General features: G+C 47.3%; 11 protein-coding genes and 4 pseudogenes. 8 read left to right on the top strand and 7 right to left on the bottom strand.

Annotated elements, in window-relative coordinates:
• Positions 1-110: 110 nt before the first annotated feature.
• Positions 111-1,100 (bottom strand): tyrosine-type recombinase/integrase, encoded by a 990-nt coding sequence (locus tag H6G00_RS04770; RefSeq protein WP_190795839.1) that lies wholly within the window; start codon positions 1,098-1,100, stop codon positions 111-113.
• Positions 1,101-1,348: 248 nt separating this feature from the next.
• Between H6G00_RS04770 and H6G00_RS04765 the strand changes: the two genes are divergently transcribed.
• On the top strand, positions 1,349-1,882 hold the full coding sequence (locus H6G00_RS04765; RefSeq protein WP_242042138.1) for a hypothetical protein: 534 nt from the start codon (positions 1,349-1,351) through the stop codon (positions 1,880-1,882).
• A 9-nt stretch (positions 1,883-1,891) separates the two neighbouring features.
• Complete coding sequence (locus H6G00_RS04760; RefSeq protein WP_190795838.1) at positions 1,892-2,587, top strand: hypothetical protein; 696 nt, start codon at positions 1,892-1,894, stop codon at positions 2,585-2,587.
• Between the two features lie 63 nt (positions 2,588-2,650).
• On the opposite strand, the pseudogene H6G00_RS35210 reads toward H6G00_RS04760, so the two are convergent.
• Together H6G00_RS35210 and H6G00_RS04755 are read right to left on the bottom strand one after the other, a co-directional pair.
• A pseudogene (locus tag H6G00_RS35210) lies at positions 2,651-2,764 on the bottom strand (IS6 family transposase); the annotation flags it as partial.
• Between the two features lie 130 nt (positions 2,765-2,894).
• Positions 2,895-3,461 (bottom strand): hypothetical protein, encoded by a 567-nt coding sequence (locus H6G00_RS04755; RefSeq protein WP_190795855.1) that lies wholly within the window; start codon positions 3,459-3,461, stop codon positions 2,895-2,897.
• On the opposite strand from H6G00_RS04755, the gene H6G00_RS04750 reads away from it, so the two are divergent.
• Positions 3,446-4,282, top strand: coding sequence for a transposase (locus H6G00_RS04750; protein ID WP_242042137.1), 837 nt, complete (start codon positions 3,446-3,448; stop codon positions 4,280-4,282). The two genes, H6G00_RS04755 and H6G00_RS04750, sit on opposite strands and share 16 nt — an antisense overlap.
• On the opposite strand, the pseudogene H6G00_RS04745 reads toward H6G00_RS04750, so the two are convergent.
• Together H6G00_RS04745 and H6G00_RS34605 are read right to left on the bottom strand one after the other, a co-directional pair.
• Positions 4,264-4,952, bottom strand: a pseudogene (locus H6G00_RS04745) (IS6 family transposase). The gene H6G00_RS04750 and the pseudogene H6G00_RS04745 sit on opposite strands and share 19 nt — an antisense overlap.
• A gap of 120 nt (positions 4,953-5,072) precedes the next feature.
• Positions 5,073-10,118, bottom strand: coding sequence for a PAS domain S-box protein (locus H6G00_RS34605; protein WP_199318319.1), 5,046 nt, complete (start codon positions 10,116-10,118; stop codon positions 5,073-5,075).
• 175 nt (positions 10,119-10,293) lie between these two features.
• On the opposite strand from H6G00_RS34605, the gene H6G00_RS36035 reads away from it, so the two are divergent.
• Together H6G00_RS36035 and H6G00_RS04710 are read left to right on the top strand one after the other, a co-directional pair.
• Positions 10,294-10,422 carry a hypothetical protein gene (locus H6G00_RS36035; RefSeq protein ID WP_277881850.1) on the top strand — a complete coding sequence of 43 codons (129 nt, stop codon included), beginning with the start codon at positions 10,294-10,296 and terminating at the stop codon, positions 10,420-10,422.
• 33 nt (positions 10,423-10,455) lie between these two features.
• A complete protein-coding gene (locus H6G00_RS04710) occupies positions 10,456-10,653 on the top strand; it encodes a hypothetical protein (RefSeq protein ID WP_190641144.1) in 198 nt (65 codons plus the stop codon).
• Here the strand turns inward: H6G00_RS04710 and H6G00_RS04705 are convergent.
• Complete coding sequence (locus tag H6G00_RS04705; protein WP_190795837.1) at positions 10,650-10,904, bottom strand: hypothetical protein; 255 nt, start codon at positions 10,902-10,904, stop codon at positions 10,650-10,652. The two genes, H6G00_RS04710 and H6G00_RS04705, sit on opposite strands and share 4 nt — an antisense overlap.
• A gap of 136 nt (positions 10,905-11,040) precedes the next feature.
• On the opposite strand from H6G00_RS04705, the gene H6G00_RS04700 reads away from it, so the two are divergent.
• The 3 genes and pseudogenes from H6G00_RS04700 to H6G00_RS04690 all read left to right on the top strand — a co-directional run.
• Complete coding sequence (locus H6G00_RS04700; protein WP_190795836.1) at positions 11,041-15,300, top strand: PAS domain S-box protein; 4,260 nt, start codon at positions 11,041-11,043, stop codon at positions 15,298-15,300.
• 11 nt (positions 15,301-15,311) lie between these two features.
• Positions 15,312-16,124 carry a PAS domain-containing protein gene (locus tag H6G00_RS04695; RefSeq protein ID WP_190795835.1) on the top strand — a complete coding sequence of 271 codons (813 nt, stop codon included), beginning with the start codon at positions 15,312-15,314 and terminating at the stop codon, positions 16,122-16,124.
• A gap of 30 nt (positions 16,125-16,154) precedes the next feature.
• A pseudogene (locus H6G00_RS04690) lies at positions 16,155-22,115 on the top strand (AAA family ATPase); the annotation flags it as partial.
• Positions 22,116-22,150: 35 nt separating this feature from the next.
• Here H6G00_RS04690 and H6G00_RS35200 read toward each other — a convergent pair.
• Positions 22,151-22,279 (bottom strand): annotated as a pseudogene (locus H6G00_RS35200) (IS256 family transposase); the annotation flags it as partial.

Here is a 22,279-nt window from a genome sequence, read left to right as displayed (position 1 = left end):
AGTTACAAAGCTTTTGCGAAGGGCACGAAGTTCAGCATCCGTCAACTTTCCTGCATTGTTTAGAAGTGCTTCTCCTTTGCAGTTATTGATCTCAACTAGAATCGCTAACCCTACTCTAATTGATTGGTTGCCTTGAGAAATGCACGTTTTGCAGCTAATTTATTTTTGCGATTGGTGTAGCGTTTGAAGCTGCGAATATCTCGATGACGTGATAACTCCATCGCTAGAGCCGTATCCATCTCTAGCTTGACGATTAAATTTGTGCAGAACGTGTGCCGACCGCGATGCGCGTGTAAGTCTATCCCCGTATGTTCGGCAAGCTGGCTCATGACCTCCTGCACCCCCCAGTACGTCAGCCGTTGCCCTCGACTGCGGTTAGAGTTTGAGACAAATAATGGACTCTCATCCGTAACTTTCTGTCCCGTTGACTCTGCCTGAATCTGTCGCTGCTGTACATAAGCATTGAGATCTTCCCGCGCTTGTCGAGTGAGTGGCACTTCTCCCACACTGTCATGCTTTGCTTCTCGGATCACCACTTGTTGCCCATCGTAGTCTTCAAAATTGAGATTAATGGCTTCTTCTGCCCGCAAACCATGCAGCAATACCGAGAAGAGTGCGCGATCGCGCACCGGATCACGACTGACCTCCTCGATAGCAGCATAAATCTGCTCGACTTCCTCCTCCTCTAGTTCCTTCGATTGTGCCTCCGGCACCTTTTCTTGCTTCACCCCAGTCGTTGGGTCACTGGAAATATACTCCGACTCCAACATCCACTTGTAAAAGGTCTTGAGTGTCCTCAAAATGCGATTAACGGAATTAGGAGCCAGTTTTCGTTCCTGCAAGAGATATTGCTTGAACTGCGCGACTTGACGCCGACTTACATTTGCCCACGCCTGCTGCGTCCACTCCATAAAGCCCTGCAAATCACGTCGGTAAGCCTGCTCACTCTTAGGTTTGAGCGCTCGCGCCGCAATAAACTCATCCACCTTAGTTTGCCTCAAATCTGCAGGAGCGGTAACCTTGGCAGGGTGAACTTTCGGAGCCTCCTTTCCGCCAGTCAGAGGCACAATCACGGGATCTGGAATAGCTGGACGTTTCATGGCGATCGCTGGGTAATAACAGGGTGTAGAAAAGCATCCCAATTCTTTCGATTAAAGCGTGAGAGGAGGAGAACGAAAATGCTTCATTTCGAGCAATCTGAAATAAGCATTTCTACTTACTCTATAAAACTTTATCCCAGATATGTGACCAATATATGGGATAAGACAAGCCTAAGACAATATGAGACAATCAGCACAGCCTCAATCTGAAAACCTCAATACAGAAGGAATTTGGGTTAGTAAAAGACATGCCCAAACGTGCACAACCTGATGCCAGTCAATCAACTGGGAAAACGCGATCGCTGTCTGAGAAATGTCGTAAGTGTGGAATGTTATCCGCCCAGCAAGCACAAGCCCTGCATGGAACAGAAGGAGATGGGTGTTGGAATCCTGCTGTTTGCTACAGTCGTCGGTCGTATGCCCGAAATCGCGATCGCATTAACCAAACCCGTAGCCGTAAACGCAAGGAAGGCGAGTTAGAGCAAATCCCAGTCGAGTTTGAACTACTCAGCCAGACAGTGTTTGGGGTATTGGTGGTGTACCGCAAGGCAGGAGTGGATACGCCCGTCCATGCGATCGCTGCGGAAATTTGGCAAGGACAGGAGAAGGTGGCAGTCGTACCTCCGGTTCATTGCATTGGGCTGGTTCCAAGCCAAGTTCATACCTATGTCGGTAAGATGCTAATTGTGTTGGAAGAACGTTACGGCATCAGGAAGTTTGCGAGTCAGACCCGACTCGATCCTGATTTGTGTGCGATTCGTTCTTGTCCGTTGCAGGGGTGAGATAGGAGAATGAAACTGGTTGAGCAATTGGAGTTGCCCTTGTGGGATGTGCTGAAGGAGGCGGCGATCGCCCCTGACGGGGCAGATTTGCAGCAATTGCTGGACACTTTGGAAGCGGCACTGTCGAATTTGGATACGGGTGGACAGTTGCAGGTAGCAGCAGAAGCGATCGGTCGAATCGTGGGAGTATTTCAGGAGCGTTCTGTACTGGCATTTGAGGAGTTAGAAGCAACTGCGAGTGAAGATGGTCCACTCATGCCAGAAGATGCGTTCGATCGCTATGTACGGCAGACGATGGAGATCGATCTTGAGCAGTTTGTTGAACCCCTAGCGAGCTTGCCGAGGAAAACCTCCGAACGCCAATCACTATCGAGTGAAGAGGGGTCAGTAGTTGGCGAGCTAGACCAAGCCGCACTGCTGCAAGCGCTGGATGAGCAGATGAATCAATATCCAGGATTAACTGAGGCAGAAGCGTTTAACCGAGCCCTGGAAATTGCTCATGATGAAGATGTTTCAACTTGGGTAGGGACGATCGATCAGTGGATGCAGGATCAACGGATTTCAACCATTCCTTTGATTAGGCTACAGCAATCGCTGGGCATGCCCATTGTTCAATTATGGTTGGCTTTGCTGCTGGGTGAATACGCGATGGAGCAGCGGGGGGAGTTTTATGAAACTGGACAGGTTTGGGTAGGTTCAAAGTAACGCAGGTGGCAAACTTAAGGGCATTCGACTTGAGAAAGGACAATCGCTGAGGTGAGGCTAGCCAATTGTGAAATGATTGACCTCCACCCCTCTCTCTTGCATCCTCTTCTCCAAATTTGGCTGGCTCAAAGCGTAACGGCAATACCACCGCACGTTGAGCAAGGTAATTTCAGGCAAAAAGTGCCGCTACTTAAACAGAGAGGGAGTAGTCATGGAAAAGCTAGTTGCGAGGGTTTAAGCTTTCCCACCCTAACCGTTAATCTGTTTTTGCGATACGTCAAGTCAGCCCACTTGCGTAAGAACGAGTCTAGTTATCACGAGGTCGCCTAAAAATTTGAACAAAGCCTACATACTCGCTGGGTGTTTCCTGAACTTTACTAATCACCAGCAAACCTCGCCAATTCTCACCTTCCTCATCCTGGAAACTCCAAATGCTCCAGCGCGAAAGCTCTCCTTCACCCCCATCAATCTGCAGCCAGTCAGCTTGCTCAAACTGGCTATTGTAATGATTGATCAGTGTTTCAATATCTAAATCAGTCTCAATTGAAATACTTGATCTAGCATCTTCAGGACCATAAACAGCGCTAGCGCCACCCCCACCCCTATCGGTTGGCGGCAACAGATTGGGTAATGGGGCCTCTTCCCAAGAAGGACAGTCAAACGATCTCAGAGCTTGAGACTCTGGCAAGCCGAGCCTAACTAGCGAGAGCCGCACTACTGTGGAAGAATCAGCTTCAGGTCGGGTCGTAATAGACCTGTCTGGGAATAAGCGAGAATAGGGAACAGAAATGGGATAAACAGATGCTAGATATTGGACGGGTGCTGAAACAAGAGCGCTTGCTGCGAGCTTGAACTGGCTTGAACCGAAAGGCATTTGAAGAGCTACTGGTCGGGTTCAGTCTCCTGTATGAGCAAACTCGCCAAAGCCAACCTCGTCAGCGTGCAGTCGGCGGCGGACGAAAAGCTCGTTTGCTGGGCAGCCAAGAGAAGTTGTTTTTCATCCTCTTCTACTTCAAGTGTTACCCCACCTTTGATCTAGCTGGCATTATCTTCGACCTGCATCGCTCTCAAGCGCACGAATGGATGCATCGTCTGCAACCGATTTTAGCGGAAACGTTGGGCAAGAAGATGGTGTTACCAGAACGAAAACTAGATAGCATCGAAGCCTTTTTAGAGCGGTTTCCAGAGGTCAAGCGAGTCATGATGGGTGGGACAGAACGACCGATTCAACGACCTCAAGACCCTGAAGCTCAGAAGGCGAATTACTCGGGTAGGAAGAAACGTCATACTCGTAAACATCTTGCTGCCGTGGATGAGCGCAAACGGGTATTAGTCTTGAGCAGAGCACGCGAAGGCAAACTGCATGACAAACGGTTTCAGGATGAGGATGACCTAGTGGGTGCGATTCCTGATGAGATTCCGATTGAAGCTGACTTAGGCTTTTTGGGTTTGCAAAAGGAGTATGTCAACATTCACTTGCCGCATCGCAAACCGAAAGGAGCAGAGTTGAGTTCCGAGCAAAAGGGGGAGAATCGAGCATTAAGCCAATCGCGGGTAGTCTGTGAAAATGCGTTTGCTGGAGTCAAGCGTTACAACGCGGTGAGTGCTATCTATCGCAACCGAAAAGTGGGATTTGATGACCACCTGATGCTGACCGCAGCAGGATTATGGAACTTCTACCTGATCGCAGCATAGAGAGAAGTACTCGAACCGTCACATGGGCTAACTTTGTTCTTATTTCCCGACGGCTCTATTGCCTCGATTCCGCTCAACGTTCTTCTTGCCGTATTGAACGTCTTAAATCCCATCATCGGCTTCACGATGCGCTTGATACTCCGATGGTCTTGCTCAATCACATTATTCAAATATTTGCTTTGCCTCAGTTGGGTCTCTTCTCCAATTGTCTCCTCTTGCTTAAGCGTCTCTACTGCCACTGGGTAAGCGGCATTCTTGTCTACTGTGATCACCCGTGGAGCCCCAGTGTGCTGACCCTTGAGCACTTTGAGAAGGAAGCGTGCCGCTGCCTTACCATCCCGCTTTGCACTGGGCATAAAGTCCAGCGTATTCCCCGCGAATCGACAGCACGATACAGATATTTCCACACACCCTTGATTTTGATATAGGTCTCGTCAACTCTCCAAGAGTCGTTCGTCGGCTTCAGGTGAGGTCGAATGCGTTTGTCCAGTTCCGGGGCATACTTCAACACCCAACGATTGATCGTCCAGTGGTCTACCGCCACTCCCCGCTCCTGCATCATCTCCTCTAAATCCCAGTAGCTGAGGGAATAGCGGCAGTACCACCGCACGTTCAGCAGGATGATGTCGGGCAAAAAGTGCCGCCACTTAAACAGGGATGAAGTAGACATAGAAAATCAGGTGCAAGAGTTTAAGCTATCCCACCTTACCATTGACCGATTTTTGCGACACAACCGTTGTGGTTTGGATGACCCACCTTACCACTAGTTAGTTTTTGCGACACAACCGTCCTAGCCTGCATTATCATTGAGCAGAGTGACGATCGCCCCAATCAACTTCTCTGGCTCAACTGGTTTAGCCAAGTGCATTTGAAACCCAGAGGCGATTGCCTGTTGCTGATCAATCTCTCCGGCGTAGGCGGTGAGTGCAATTGCTGGAATTATTCCTCGTTTTAGCGGAAGCCTCCTAATCTGTCGCATCAGCATATATCCATCAAAATCAGGCATTCCTACATCCGAAATCAGTATTTCTGGTGAGAATACTTCTAACTGTTGCAACGCTTCAGTTGCGGAAGCCACAACACACACCTCTGCTCCAGCTTGCTGCAAAATAAATGCAATTAACTCGCGAATGTCTGTATCATCATCCACGGCTAAAACTCTTAATCCAGATAGGTTTGCAATCGTTGGAGATTCAGCTTGTTCATCAACAACATCCATTGAAATTGATATCAAAGGCAATTGCACTGTAAATGTTGCTCCCAAGCCTTCACCTGGACTTTCTACCCAAACCCGACCTCCATGCAATTCGGTAATGTGGCGCACGATTGCTAACCCCAATCCCAGCCCACCAAACTTGCGAGTCGTCGTGCCATCCTCCTGGCGGAAATAATCAAATACATAGGGTAGAAACTCAGGTTTAATCCCTTTACCTGTATCTTTGACTTGGATTTGGGCTTGAGTGTTGCTTTGTTCTAGCCGAATCTCTATGGTTCCACCAGATGGTGTGAATTTTACAGCGTTGGTCAACAGGTTCCATACCACCTGTTGCAGACGAGCTGCATCCCCCATCACCTGATCGATATTAAGGTTGAATGCTCTTTGAACTTGAATTCCTTTAGCTTCTATCGCCAGTCTCACGGTTTCTAATGCAGCTTCAATGGTGTTGATCAAACTGACAGGTGTGGTATTCAACACAAGTTTGCCACGCAGAATTCGAGAAACATCCAGTAAATCCTCGATCAGTTGCGTTTGTAATTTAGCGTTTCGTTCAATGGTGCTTAGAGCTTGTCGTGTTTTCTGTTCGTCCAGCTTTTGAGTTTGCAAGAGTCTTGACCAACCCAAGATTGGGTTGAGCGGCGATCGCAACTCATGAGACAACACGGCTAAAAACTCATCTTTGATGCGATTAGCTCGCTCTGCCTCTTGCCGTGCAAGCTGTTCGTTGGCTAAGAGCCTTTCCCTCTCTGCCTCCTCCTGCTTCCGTTCTGTGATGTCAAAGTTTATCCCAATCATCCGAATTGAACGATTGTGGCTGTCTTGAACAACAATGCCCTGGCTCGATAGCCAGCGTATACTCCCATCGAGTGTGATAATGCGAAATTCAGTGTGAAAACTTCCCCCTTGCTCTAACACTTGTTCCGTGAGTTGTTGAGCAGAAGGAAGATCATCAGGATGAATGAACTGGAAGAAAGTATCAGTGCTCAACTGGTTACTGTCTTTGTCCATGCCAAACAGTTTGTACTGATTCACATCCCATCGCTGCACGTTTGTTTCTAGATTCCATTCCCATGCCCCCATACAACCCGCATCTAATGCGAGTCGTAACCGCTCCTCACTCTGTCGCAGGGATTCCTCGGCTCGTTTACGATCTGTGATGTCAGTATGGGTTCCTAACATTCGCAGGGGTTGTCCATCACTATCCCAGGCGACAGTCTTACCGATCGAAAGAATCCATTTCCAATCTCCAGATTGCGTGCGCTGACGGAACTCGACTTGATAGGTGTCTAGTTTGCCTGAAATGTAATCTTCATAAGCTTGGTAGACCACACTGACATCATCGGGATGTAGGCGATCGCGCCACTTAGCATTCGTTTCCTGAAATTCATTCGGGTCGTAGCCAAGCATTTCAGCATAAGCTGGACTGACGATCGCATCGCCTGTTTGCACATTGAGATCATAAAGTCCTTGATTTGCAGCGATTAAAGCCAGCCGCAGCCGTTCTTCACTATCCCTCAGTGCAGCTTCTGCACGCTGTCTTTCTGTAATATCTTGCAGAATCAAAAGAATACCACTGACGCTATTGTGATCATCGTAAAGTGGTGCTGCTGAGATACTTAGAATCACATGTGAACCATCACGTTTACAGCGATAAGTTTCTACAGCGAAAGAGACTTCTCCGTTTGTAACAGTATCCCGAAGCTGGCGGCATTCTTCCTGTTTTTCTTCAGGAACGAGAGGCAGCAGTTCCCCTAAAACTTCGGCTTCGCTCCAACCAAACAGTTGCTCTGCGGCGCTATTCCATAGTTTCACCGTCATATCTGGTTCGATCACCACAATTGGCAATGGTGAAGCAGCAACAACGGTCTGCAACGTCTGTAGGGTTTGCTGGAGTTCTTGTTGAATCTGTTTGCGTTCGTCTTCAACACGCTTGCGATCGCTAATATCAACAGATGTCACCCCTACACCGAGTACCTGTCCATTGGCAAGGCAAACCGGGAAGTAATTGACTAAGGCATATCGCATTAGATCGGATGGATAAGTGACACCGACCACCTCTTGATTCAGTAATGGTTCTTGAGTTTCCATTACCTGTCGCAAAATCGGGGCAATCACAGGTGCCCATTTGGGCAAAACTTCCCCAAGCGTTCGTCCTAGATGCTCGCTTAGAGGAATACCATTCGTTACCGCTAAAGCCTCATTTGCATGAATGTAACGTAAGTCGCGATCGAAAAATGCAACGCCAATGGGTGAACTGGCAATCAATGCATTGAGGGTCGTTTCACTTTGGCGCAATTCCAATTCCATTTGTTTGCGCTCAGTAATATCAATGGAAGCACAGGTAATACCAACGGTTTCTCCGTTCTCGGCTTTCAATGGCTCAACTGTCAAATCGTAATAAAAATCTTGCTCCTGCATTGTGAGCTTGACTTCTTCTCGCACGCTGCTTCCCGTTTCCAAAACACGACGCTTAAGGTGAGTGAGGATGGCAGCATCATCTTCTGGCAATAAATCCTGGTCTTGTTTGCCAATGACTTCAGGAATACGGTGTCCAAACGCTGGATTGTAGATCCAGGTGTAGCGCAAATCCTGATCCTGGTTAAAAACCGTAATCGGAGAGTTTTTTAGCGCAACACGCAACCGCTCCTCACTTTGACGCAGAGCTGCTTCAGCTTGTTTGCGTTCGTCTTCGACGCGTACGCGTTCGGTGATATCAAACAACAAACCGTCCCAAGCCTCCCCATATTCCGTTTGCTGAGGACGAGAACGACCTTGAATCCACTTGAATTGTCCGGATGGAGTGATCAGCCGTCCTTCCCACTGCCAAACCGCAGAATTTTCAATAGCGATCGCTACCGATTCTTGAAAGGCTGTCAAATCATCAGGATGAATCAACGCGAGAAAAGAATTGGCATCTTGAAGAATTGTTTCTGGTTCTAATTCAACCAATTCACAGGAGCCGGAACTGACATAGGTAAAGACAGTTTCACCATCTTTACCAGAAGCATAACGATAGACCATTCCTGGCATATTGCTAACCAACACTTGAAATCGGGCTTCACTTTGTCGGAGGGCTTCCTCTGCTAGCTTTTGGTCATGAATGTCGGTGTCCATACCAACCCACTCACGCACGGAACCATCGGTATTCAGTAAAGGAACGGCACGGGTGATAATATGACGATATTGCTGGCTAGGAGCGTGCCAAAGCCGTCCTTCTGCTTCGTAATAGGATCGCTCTGCCAAAGCACGGCTCCAACGAGCGTTTAATGCCTCACGATCGTCGGGATGAAACATTTCCAGCCAGCCCCAGCCAGCATATTCCTCCCAGCATTGTCCAGTGTAGTTTTCCCGGGAAGGTTGAGTGCAAATAAACTCGCCTTCAGCGTTCGTTGTCCATACAACGGCTGTTGTCGTTGCTAGCAACAGACGAAATCGCTCCTCACTAGCTTGCAGTTCAGCTTCGGCTTGCTTGCGTTGAGTGATGTCCGTGACGAGAATAGAAATCCCAGTATTAGAGGGGTAGACCCGATTTTCAAACCAGCGTTGCCAAGGAGTGTAGAAGTACTCAAACTGACCGGTTTGTTGCTCTGCCACAGCTCGATGCACTTCTGTGTAGAACTGGCTGCCAACGGTATCTGGAAACAGGTCCCAGATGCACTTTCCAATGAGTTCCTCTCTGGACTTACCAACAGTTTTCACTACGCGATCGCTGACGTAGATGTAGCGCCAATCCTGATCGAGCACTAGGAACTGATCATTCAGACTGGCTAGAACGGTTTCAAGCTGTGCTTTTGCGGCTTGCACCTCAGCATGGAGAGATCGCTCCCGACGCAGGGCTTCTTGTTGGATTGCTTCTGATCGCTTACGTTCGCTGAGATCTAGAACGAAACCTGTGACCGTTGCTTCTCCAGTCATCACAGCGCCATGCAGAACCGGAATACGAGACCCATCCTTGCGAAGATACTCTTTTTCAAACGGCGTACAGGCTCCAGTCGTCAGTAATTCCTGGACGGCTCGTTCACTCATCTCCAGTGATTCCGGCGAAGTCATTTCACGCCAATGCATTCGCCCTGACCGTAGCTCCTCCTCTGTATAGCCAACTAGTTGTAGAAAGTTATCGTTTGCGTCCAAAATGGCTCCATTTAACTCCGCCACAATCGTGCCAATGATGTTGGACTCTGCTAAACAGCCAAACCGAGCTTCACTTTCCCGGAGAGATTGGAGATTTGCTTCCGCTCTTCGCCTTGCAGCACGTTGGGACTCATTCAACGAATTGATCAGCAGCGCTGCCATCACAAAAACACCCAGCCGCACTACAGTTCCTAAATCAGGAGTGTTGAGTGAATTGATTGACTCAAGCAGAAAATAATTAATCGCCAGGGTAGACAAAATGGTTGCGAATATTCCTGGTCCTAAGCCTCCATACCAGGCACTGACCATTACGGCAGCAAAAAATAGTGCAGTTGGTGTTGGCTCAAGATAAGAACTCAATGAGAGGGTCGTTCCTAATGCAAAGGCAACTGACAACAACGCCACGCCATACTGCACCAGTTGAGTTGGCAACACTCTCAAGCGCGCTTGCTTGCCCCAAAGTTGTTCTGAATTTCCCTCAGTCATCGCGCTCTTAACTCCGTCTTTAGGAAATAGCTGGAAAAAGTTTAATGACTTCTGACTCCACTTCTGTAAAATAATGCCAAAAGAAGCCGACCAAACCGTTGGGCAAGGTACTGCTCGACTTAAGCATCAATGCTGAGGGTTGAATATTATCTTCTCCTGGTGAATTGCGGTACAATTGGCAATTCCCGGAAGCACTGCAACTGCTTCTGACTCCGCCCTGCTAACCCATGAAGTTGATAGATCCAATGATCAAGTTTGGATTGTTTTGGTGCGATCGCTTCTTTCAGCACGAGGATTTGAGTAGAACTGGGTAGATCCAGAAAGGTAAGAATTTTTCATGTTTGATTTTCTACCATTAGGGGGATGCGTCCATCTATCTACTGGTAGAATCTCAAAGCATTCAATCTTCAGGAATTTCTATATTTGGGTTCGGGATGGAGCAGAGAGCGTGATGATGCCCCATCTCAGTGGCGATCAACCCGTTCAGCAATTCCGCACTCACCCGGAGCTAGACAATACTCCAGTTGTGATTTAACCGCTAAAGCCGATGATGAGCAGCGGGTGCCCTTGCCCAACATGGTTACATGACGAAAAACAGTAGCTGGGAATCAAACGACAGTTGTTACCTTGCTTCGGGGACGGAACCTGTAAAATGAATGCTAATCCTTCTGAAACGATCTTTGTTGGCGATCGCGAGATGGCAAGGCGGATGCGAACCTCCCGTAGAAACGCTTTACGCTCGCGCTGCGCGTGTCCCCCAAACAATACCAACTGTTCACACACCATTGCGTTGGGTTGGAACCTCTTACGAACCTTGCAAACCGTAGCAACCGACTCGGCTAAACTCGTTAGTGCAGTTCAATTGCCAATTTAGCGGAGCAATGTGATGAGCGGCAGGAGCATTGAGCTGAGCATGAAAAGAATGATGACCACGAATTCACCACTGCTTTCCTATGGAGTGGCGTGGCTCAGCGTGGCTCTGGCATCGGCAGTCAGCCTGTTGCTTGGCTCCTTGACACAACCCACCCCCCTTGCCTTATTTTATATGGCGGTGATAGTTAGTGCCTGGTATGGCGGACTGAAACCAGGTTTGGTGGCAACCGTACTGTCTACACTAGCCATTAACTACTTTATTTCACCATACAATGCCCTGGGTATTGTCAATCCTGGAAATCTGCTCCGCCTGGGAGTGTTTGTCATCATTGCCCTGCTAATCAGTGGGTTGGATCAGGCACGCCAAGCTGCCCTACGACAAGAACAACAGCTCCGGGTTGCGGCAGAAAACGCTCATCGTCGCACAGCTCATCTATTGGAGCACATGACGGATGCGTTTGTGGTGTTTGATCGCCATTGGCGTTATACCTATGTCAACCCTGCCGCTCTACAACTGTTGCAAAAGTCTCTCGAAGAGCTAATTGGCAAGAATGTCTGGGAGGTATTCCCCAGCGAGAAGGGAGGATTTGCTTATGGGCAACTGCATCGTGCTTTAGAGGAACAGGTTTCTGTATCCTGGGAAGAGTTTGGCGAACCGGTGCAACGGTGGCTAGAGGTGAGAGCTTACCCTTCACCAGAGGGAATTGCCATCTATTTTCAAGACATCAGTGAACGCAAACAGGCTGAGGAAGCCCTGCGGCAGAGTGAGGAGCAATTGCGATTGGCTACGGAGGCAGCCAATCTGGGGTTATGGCATTGGGACGTATTGCACGACAGGTTAGTCTGGACAGATCAATGTAAAGCGCTGTTTGGGTTGCCTGCTGATACTGAAACGTCTTATCAGGTTTTTTTAAATGCCGTATATCCAGACGATCGTCAGCGTATCCAAGAAATGCGTCCTGTACTGGAGGATGGGCAACTCGAACATCATGAGATTGAGTACCGAACGCTTTGGTCGGATGGTACCGTGCGCTGGTTAATGGCAAGAGGAAGCGCCAGCTACGACGCAGAGAGAAAACCCATCTTTAGTAGGGGGGTTATCTTTGATATCACCGACCGCAAACAGGCAGAACTTGCTTTGCGGGCTAAATCCGCTGAATTGCGTCATGTTACGGAAACGGCTGGAATCGGATTAACCCGTTGCAGCCGCGATTTGCGCTATCTTTCTGCCAATCCTGCCTACGCTCAACTAGCTGGAATGACGGTAGAAGAGATTGTTGGCAAACCAATTGTAGAGGTGATGGGCGAGACGGCATTTGAGGTGATTCGTCCCTATATCAATCGCGTTCTGCGCGGCGAGCGAGTTGAATATGAAGCCCAAGTGCCGTTTGCAGCAGGTGAAATGCGAGACCTCTATGTCGTCTATATGCCTGATGAAGACAGTAACGGCAATATCGTTGGCTGGATTGCTTCGGTCATAGACATTAGCGATCGCAAACGAATTGAAGAAGAATTACGCAAGAGCGAACAGCAATTGCGAAGCGCGATCGAAGTCGCTCAGTTCTCACCGTATGAATGGAATCCAGTGACGGGTGAACTCATTTGGGATGCCCCATTGAAAGCGATGTGGGGGTTAGCACCAGATGCCGAGGTCAATTACGCCGTCCATGCTGCCGGGCTCCATCCCGAAGACCGCGAGTATGTCGAACAACAGACGGCAAAAGCCATTGACCCCAATAGTGATGGCATCTTTGAGGCTGAATTTCGGGTCATTGGCATTGAGGACGGGATTGAACGCTGGATCTTGGCTCGCGGACAAACGTTTTTTGATGCTGAGCGTCGTCCCATTTATTATGTGGGTGTAGCACAGGACATTAGCGATCGCAAACGAGTAGAAGAGGACTTGTGTCGCAGTGAAGCCGCATTTCGTACCATTTCTAACGCTGCACCTGCTTTAGTATGGGTTTGCTCACCGGAGGGCGAAAACATTTTATTCAACGATCGCTGGTACGAATTCACTGGACAGACAGAGGCAGAGGCGTTTGGGTTGGGTTGGGCAGAAACCATGCACCCTGACGACGCGGCGCGAATTCTGCCCTATTGGAAACGCTGTCAGCAGACGGGCGAAACCTATGAAGGCGAAGTACGTTACCGTCGCCATGATGGAGAGTACCGTTGGCACGTTTTCCGTGCTTTGCCGCGTCGTAATACAGGCGGAGACATTGAAGCCTGGTATGGTTTAAGTTTTGACATTAGCGAGCGCAAGCGCGTCGAAGACGAACGCAAACAAGCAGAAATCGCTTTACGCGAAAGTGAGCATCGCTTTCGTCGCTTGGTGGAATCGAACATGTTTGGCGTTGCCTTTGGCAACTTTGCAGGTGACATTCATGGTGCCAACGACTACTTCCTCAACATGGTGGGCTACACCCGCGAAGAAATTGAGACGGGACAAGTGAAATGGATAGATATTACGCCGCCCGAGTTTCTGCCACTCGATGAACAGGCAATGGCAGAACTAAGAATGAAGGGAGTTGCAATCCCGTTTGAGAAGGAATACATCTGCAAGGATGGCAGCCGTGTACCTATTCTGATTGGATCAGCTCTGCTGGATGAACCCTATGACCAGCATCAGGAAATGATTGCCTTCTATGTAGACCTGAGCAATCGCAAACAAGCAGAAATCGCTTTACGCGAAAGTGAAGCGATCGCCCGGATTCGTGCCGAAGAATTGGAAACACTGATGGAAGTCGTTCCAGTTGGAATTTGGCTAGCCCATGGCCCTGACTGTCGCCAAGTAACGGTAAACCGAGGTGCTTACAATTTGATGCGCGCAGAACCGGGTGATCCGACGACTGCCACCCCTGCTGATGACATCTATCCCTTCAAATTTAAGCTGCAAAGCAAGGGACAAGACATTCCAGCAGAAGAGCTTTCCTTGCAAAAGGCAGGGCGGACGGGTCAGGAAGTCGTACAGGAAGCCGAACTCGTGTTTGAAGATGGCGTTGTGCATTACATGTATGGACGAGCCGTGCCGCTGCGAGACGAGGCGGGTAATGTTCGCGGGGTGATTGGAGCCTATGTAGACATTAGTGAGCGCAAACAAGCTGAAGCTGAGCGCGAACAGCTCTTAGCACGAGAACAAGCCGCACGGGAAGAAGCTGAACGGGCTAATCGAATCAAAGATGAGTTTTTGGCGGTTCTATCCCATGAGTTGCGATCGCCCCTGAACCCCATTCTCGGCTGGTCTAGACTCCTCCAGAATGGCAAACTAGATGAGTTAAGAACAAAGCAAGCTTTAGCAACGATTGAACGGAACGCTAAACTGCAATCCGAGTTAATTGAAGATTTGCTGGATGTCTCTCGGATTCTACAGGGTAAATTGAGCCTCACGGTTAGCCCAATTGATTTGAAATTAACAATTCAAGCGGCGATCGAAACGGTGCGACTGGCAGCAGAAGCCAAGTCAATTGCAATAGAGACAAGATTAGATTCTGAAATAGGACTAGTTTCAGGCGATTCAACTCGATTACAGCAAGTTGTGTGGAACTTACTGTCGAATGCCGTTAAATTTACGCCGACTGGTGGTCAAGTTACGGTGCAATTGGAGCAAGTTGACGATCACGCTCAAATTACCGTTCGCGATACTGGGAAAGGCATTTCTGCTAATTTTCTTCCCTATGTATTTGATTACTTTCGTCAAGCAGATAGTACAACCACGCGTAAGTTTGGTGGGTTAGGGTTAGGGCTGGCGATCGTGCGGCATTTGGTGGAACTGCATGGTGGAACGATTCAAGCCGATAGCCCAGGAGAAGGTTCGGGGGCTACGTTCACGGTCAGACTGCCGCTGATGGCGAATGAGATAACGGTGAGTCGTGCATTCCCCTTATCTAAACAACCGCTTAGTTTACAGGGTATTCAAATTCTAGTGGTAGATGATGAAACCGATACCCGCGACTTGATTGCTTTTCTATTAGAGCAAGCTGGGGCAAGCGTCGCGACTGCCGCTTCTGCCAGTGAAGCCTTGACCCTGTTAATCCGTTCTAAACCGGATCTGCTTGTGAGTGATATTGGAATGCCTGAAATGAATGGCTATATGTTGATGCAACAGATCAGAACATTGCCACCGGATCAAGGAGGGCAAGTCAAGGCGATCGCCCTCACTGCTTACGCAGGAGACTTTGACCAGCAACAGGCACTGCAAGCTGGATTTCAAAGGCATCTTGCCAAGCCAATCGACCCTCAGGAGCTAATTCAAGCTATTAGCGCTTTGTGCAACTCCACAGAAACGTGGCAAAAACCTAATTTCTAAGGAGCGATCTAATGAATCGGTTAGATGACCTTACTACCCTCAAACCTGTCGATGATTCTGAGGACTATCTCCTGAATGACGTTGAGTTACTCAAGCAAGAATTTGCAAAAGCGCGACCGAAACATGAATCTGCCCTGATGCGCTTGCTCACAGCGCGGGTCACGATGAACAACACGTTCCAGTTCTGTGGACTGTGCGATACCCAAGGAATTGGTTGGGAATCAAACAACACTTCAGTTCGAGGTGTAGGAGGAAGTCGGAGTGGTGTACACGGTATCCCTTTGAGGGAGGATCGCTGGTGGGAGAGCTCATCCCCCGAAACCAAGGAGCAGCTTAAAGACGCAATTCGACGGGCAGCCCAAGGAGAGCTTGTTCGATACGACGTGGAGACCATTGGAGGTATAGATGGACAGGAAGCCATTACGATTGATTTCAACCTTAATCCGATTCGCGATCGTGAGGAAAAGGTTGTTTTCATGACCGTAGAAGGGCGAGATGTGACTGAGCAACGCAAGCTAGAGCGGGGAGTTTTGCGGCAAAAAGAAGAACTTGCCAGGCTGGACGAATTGAAAACGCAGTTTTTCGCTAACGTTAGCCATGAATTTCGCACTCCTCTAACGCTGATGCTGGGTCCTTTGATCCATCAAATTCGCACAACTTTATTGCCGCAGGAAACAATGATTCCGGCAATTACCCTGACTGCCTACCGAAGAAACGAATTAACGACAAGCGTTATGTACCGGATTTCAACTCCACTTGGCAAAACCGATCGAGCCAGAACAGTTGATACAGGCGGTTGCCCAAATGCTGACGCGGTCCTTTGAGCCTTCTTCTTAGTCTTTCAGTAAATATCAATGGAAGTTTTTGTTAATCATGATGACGGCAAAGGAGCGATTCGAGTGACACTCACATTACCTGGATTTATCACAAGTGAGCTACTGCAAGAAGGAACAAAATCACTAATATATCGAGGTGTGAGGGTTGAGGACAATTGCCCTGTTGTGATCAAAAGCTTGCGTCCAGGGCAATGTACGACTCAGAATGTGGAGCAACTGAAGCATGAATATGCGATCGCCCAACAACTCAATTTACCGGAAACGATTCAGGCATTAGCACTCATATTTGATCACGGCTTACCTTACCTGGTTCTGGAAGATTTTGGCGGGCGATCGCTCGATCAGCTTTTACATCAGTTTCATAACCCTGCTGCTTTTCTAAGCATTGCCTCTCAAATTGTGAATTCACTGGTTCAAATCCATCAGTGTCACATTGTCCATAAAGATATAAAGCCGCAAAACATTATTGTTAATCTGGACTGCCATCAAGTTAAAATTGGCGATTTTGGGTTAGCAACTTTTCTTCCCTATGAAAGCCAAATTGTTAGTAGTTCTAACCGGATTGAAGGCAGCCTACCTTACCTATCGCCAGAGCAGACAGGGCGCATGAATCGGGGTATCGACCACCGAAGTGATTTGTATTCATTGGGAATAACTTTTTATGAGATGTTAACTGGGCGACTGCCGTTTCAGGGCAACGATCCGTTGGAGTGGATGCACTGCCACATTGCCAAAACACCGATCGCCCCTTCTGCTGTCAATTCAGCCATTCCTCAAGTGCTATCTAATATCATCTTGAAATTGCTTGCCAAGGTTGCAGAAGAGCGGTATCAAAGTGCTGTTGGGTTACAAGCAGATTTAGAGCGATGTTTACAGTCCTGGAAGACCACAGGAGCCATTTCATCGTTTGCGATCGCCCAACACGATGTTTCTGATCGCCTTCAAATTCCCCAAAAGCTTTATGGACGGGAGGCAGAACTTGCCCAACTGCTGACCCTATTTAATCAAGTGGTGACAGAAGGAAAGCCAGAACTCATTTTGATTTCTGGTTATTCTGGCGTTGGTAAATCTTCACTTGTGAGTGAGTTACAGAAGCCGATCGTGCAGACACGGGGCGTTTTTATTTCTGGTAAATTCGATCAATACAAACGGGATATTCCTTACAGTACGATTGTTCAAGCCTTTCAAGGATTAGTGCGTCAACTTTTGACGGAACCTGAAGAACAGTTGGCGGTTTGGCGCGATCGCATTCAAGCGACTGTAGGCAACAATGGCAGGTTAATTACAGATGTGATTCCAGAAGTTGAGTTAATTATTGGAGAGCAACCCCCAATTCCAGTTTTAGGATCAGCAGAATCACAAAACCGTTTCAACTTAGTTTTTCAAAACTTCATTGGTGCCTTTGCTCAGGTGAATCATCCACTTGCGATCTTTTTGGATGATATGCAATGGGCAGATAGTGCCACATTAAACTTAATTCAAACGATTCTTACAGACTCAAATCTTCAATTTCTTTGCTTTTTGCTTGCCTATCGAGATAATGAAGTCGATGTTTCCCATCCATTTGGTTCGATGATAGAGAAGCTTCGTCAGCAGAGAATTGAACCAACCGAAATTGTGCTGTCTCCTCTCGATCTTGCTTGTATTAATCAACTAATCTCAGATACATTCCATTGTCCGTTAGAACGATCCGAACCTCTATCACAGCTAGTATTACAAAAGACAAGTGGTAATCCCTTCTTCGTCAATGAGTTTCTCAAAGCCTTGTATCAGGAGAACTTGTTAACGTTCAATTCATCAGAAAAGATGTGGAACTGGGATATTAATCAGATTGAGGCAAAAGGATTTACCGATAATGTGGTGAACCTGATGGTTGAGCGAATGCAGAGGCTATCCTCTGAGTCTCGGCAGCTTCTGACCCTTGCCTCTTGTATTGGTAATCAGTTTGATTCAGGAATTTTGGCAATTGTCGCTGAACAGTCTTCTGATGCGATTACTCACGCACTCCGAGAAGCTGTTTTACGAGGTCTAGTTATTGAGGATGAAACCGAGACAGCAGAAAAACGTTACTTTTTCATGCACGATCGCATTCAGCAAGCGGCTTATGCGCTGATTCCCGATGCACAAAAGCGATCGGTTCACGTTCAAATTGGACGTTTACTGCTCAGAGAGTTGAGGTCGGATCAATTAGAAGAACAACTATTTGATGTCGTTAATCATCTCAATTTGGGGCATGAATACATCACAGAACTAGAAGAGATCAAGCAACTGATCAAGTTAAATATTTCGGCTGGCAAACGGGCAAAAGCCTCTACCGCTTATACTCCAGCCCTGAGATTGTTTGATACAGCAAGCCACTTATTGCCACCTGATGCTTGGGATTCTGACTATCCACAGGTATTCGACCTTTTTACCGAACTAGCAGAATGTGAGTATTTAACGGGAAATTTAGAGCGGGCAGAAGCTTTGTTTCAGTTGCTGCTTAGTAAAGCCCAAACTAATCTGGATCAAGCAACGATTTATATGTTGCAAATTCGCCTGTATCAGGTTGCAGGGCGATTTGATGATGCTTTTAATGTGGGATTGATAGCTCTCCAGCTATTTGGAGTCACATTCCCCGAAACCGATGAGCAGATTCAGGCAGCCATTGATGAGGAAAAACAGCAGGCAATTGTGAATCTGGGCGATCGCCAAATTTCTGATTTGATCGATGCTCCCGTTGTGCAAGCCCCAACGATTAGAACCATCATTAGTCTGCTCACCTCAATGGGTCCGCCCGCTTATTTGAGTAAGCCAAATCTTTTTCCATTAGTTGTACTCAAAGCACTGAACTACTCGTTGAAGGTTGGTAATACTGAAGAATCTTGTTTTGCCTACAGTATGTATTCCATGCTGTTGGTGTCGATGTTTCGAGATATTCCATCCGGTTATGCCTTCTCTGAAATGACCATTCGGTTAAATCAAAAATTGAATGACCCGAAGTATAAAGGCACGGTTCTTCATATTCATGGCAGTCATATCAATGTTTGGTGTCACCCCATGGCAACCGACCTACCGTTCCTGGAGCAGGGGTTCTTGGGCTGCATAGAAGCAGGTGATATTACAATGGCGAACTACAATGGCTTCCAAGGTTCCTGGCAAATGATTGAAGCCATTGCACCATTAGCAGATGCCGATCGCGCAATTCAAAAATATCTTGCCTTTGCCCAGCAGTCAAAGCATGAAGCCGCCTACCAGACGATCCGCTTGCAGCAGCAATTCATTCTAAATTTGCAGGGACAGACGGATCATTGTTATACGCTAAATAGCAATGAGTTTGATGAGTCACAATCTCTGGTGACTCTTGAACGCACTGAATTTGGCAGCGGTATTGCTTTTTATCACATCATCAAGTTAATTGTCTTTTTTACGCATGAGCAATACCAGGAAGCGCTTCAGTCTGCTCAGGAGGCGTTCAAGGTTTTAGGAGCCGTGCGATCGCTACCGATCGAAGCCAATTATTTGTTGCACTACTCCCTTGTTTTAGCAGCACTTTATCCTGAACAGTCCAGTGCAACCCAAAGGGAGTTTTTAGAAACATTAAACCAGTATTACCAACAACTTCAGTATTGGGCAGATCATTGCCCTGATAACTTCTTACATAAATCAGCATTGGTTGCGGCTGAGATTGCTCGGATTGAAGGACGTGATTTAGAAGCCATGCGATTGTATGAGCAATCCATGAAATCTGCCCATGAATATGAGTTTGTGCAGTACGAAGCACTAGCCTATGAACTAGCAGCCAAGTTTTATCTAAATCAGGAATTTGAGGCGATCGCTAAAACCTATTTTCAAGAAGCTAGAAACGCTTATTTGCGTTGGGGAGCAATGGGTAAAGTGCAACACCTGGAGGATCGCTACTCTGATCTGCTACCGCAATTGAAGTTTGTTCCTTCAAAAAAACACTCATCCTCGTCTAGCCATACATTTGTCAGCAGTGTCACTCAGCTTGACGTTTTATCTGTGATTAAAGCATCACAGACTATTTCTAGTGAGATTGTTTTATCTGAGCTGTTGAAAACCTTCATACAAATTGTGATTGAACAGGCAGGAGCCGACGTTGGTTGTGTGCTTCTACTACATGATGATTGCCTAGTGATTGAAGTAGAAGCGAGAATCAATCAAGCCAACGAGCAACTTAGAATTCAACAACTGATTGCAGATGCTGAAACAGCACCATTTTTACCGCAATCGATTCTTAACTACGTGCAACGAATACAGGAAGTTGTCATTTTAGACAACGCTGTAGCATCTGATTTATTCTCAGACGATCAATACCTCGTTCATCATCAACCCAAATCTGTTCTCTGCTTACCGATTGTTCGTCAGTCTAAACTCATTAGCATATTATATCTAGAGAACAATTTAGCTACTGGGGCTTTTACACAAGAACATCTTTCAACTCTGGAAATTTTATCTACCCAAATTGCAATCTCAATCGAAAATGCCCAACTTTATCAACAGTTAACTGATAGTCAAGAACAACTCAATCTTGCATTGCAATCGGGGCAAATTGGCGTTTGGAGTTGGGATATTGTCAGAGATCAGGTGGAATGGGATGACCAGATGTATCGGGCGTTTGGAGCCAATCGTGAAATCTTTGACTGTACGCTAGAATCTGTCCTGCATTGCATTCATCCAGACGATCGTGACTATTTCACTCAAGCTCTCAATCACACTTTGACAAGTGGGATTGAACATGATCTGGAATATCGGATTGTCTTTCCAGATGGCTCAATTCACCATATTGCAGCGAGAGGTCGTCCCTTCTTTAACGAAAGAGGTCAACCCATTCGCATGAGAGGAATTGTTCTCGACATCACGGAACGCAAATTAGCCGAAGAACGACGACTGCAGCTTTTACAAGAACAAACAGCCCGTGCTGAAGCTGAATCTGCAAATCGCATTAAAGATGAGTTTTTGGCGGTATTATCTCATGAGTTGCGATCGCCCCTCAATCCAATTCTGGGATGGGCACGACTGCTGCGATCGCAGAAGCTAAGTGAAGCAAAGACACAACAGGCATTAGAGACAATCGAACGCAATGCCAAATTGCAATCTGAATTGATTGAGGATCTGCTGGATGTCTCCCGAATTTTGCAAGGAAAACTGAGTCTTAATACTGCCCCAGTCGATTTAGTCGCAACAGTACAAGCAGCAATTGAAACAGTGCGTCTGGCAGCAGAAGCTAAATCAATTGAGATCAGAACAAATTTTGATTTAAAGATTGGACAAGTGCTGGGTGACTCCAATCGTTTACAGCAAGTTGTATGGAATCTGCTTTCTAATGCTGTGAAATTCACTCCACCTAAAGGTCAGGTAAGTGTAACGCTGTCAATGGTTAATAGTCAGTCATCATGGGTCGATGATGACTGACGAATAACAAATGACGAAGGACGAATGACAACCTATGCCCAAATTACGGTAACGGATACTGGCAAAGGCATACATCCCGATTTCTTACCCCACGTCTTTGAACACTTTCGTCAAGCTGATAACGCGACAACTCGCAGGTATGGCGGTTTAGGGTTGGGGTTAGCAATTGTGCGTCACTTAGTTGAGCTTCATGGAGGCACCGTTCAAGTAGAAAGCCCAGGAGAAGGATTAGGTGCAACTTTTACCGTAAAACTACCATTAATGTCCAATCAATCCACAGTTACTCCAGAGCTAGAACCTTTAGAGCCAGCTTTAAGTCTGAACGGAGTTCGAATTCTTGTAGTGGATGATGACCATGACACGCGGGAATTTGTTGCGTTTGTACTCGAACAAGCTGGGGCTAAAGTCGAAATGGCTTCCTCCGCCACTGAAGCCTTAGCAAGGCTAGCTCGATCTAAGCCAAACCTTCTCCTCAGCGATATCGGAATGCCAGAGATGGATGGTTATATGCTAATTCGTCAAGTTAGAGCGTTACCGCCTGACAAAGGTGGAAAAATTCCAGCGGGGTATGTAAATAGATCTGTGTCAAAGATCTAAATTTAGAGAGGAAAGCGGTCATCATACATAATTGCAAACTGATTTAGAGCAGGTCTCCAGTCTCGAATCGGCATCGTCCATTTTTTGGAAATATTCTGGATGGCTAGGTAAATGACTTTGAAGGCTGATTC

Origin of the sequence: Leptolyngbya sp. FACHB-541 (genome assembly GCF_014695875.1) — a bacterium.
In the GTDB taxonomy this organism is placed as follows: Bacteria; Cyanobacteriota; Cyanobacteriia; order Elainellales; family Elainellaceae; genus JAAUTN01.
Note: the sequence above shows the minus strand (reverse complement) of the source record. Positions and strands in the feature narration are given on the sequence as shown.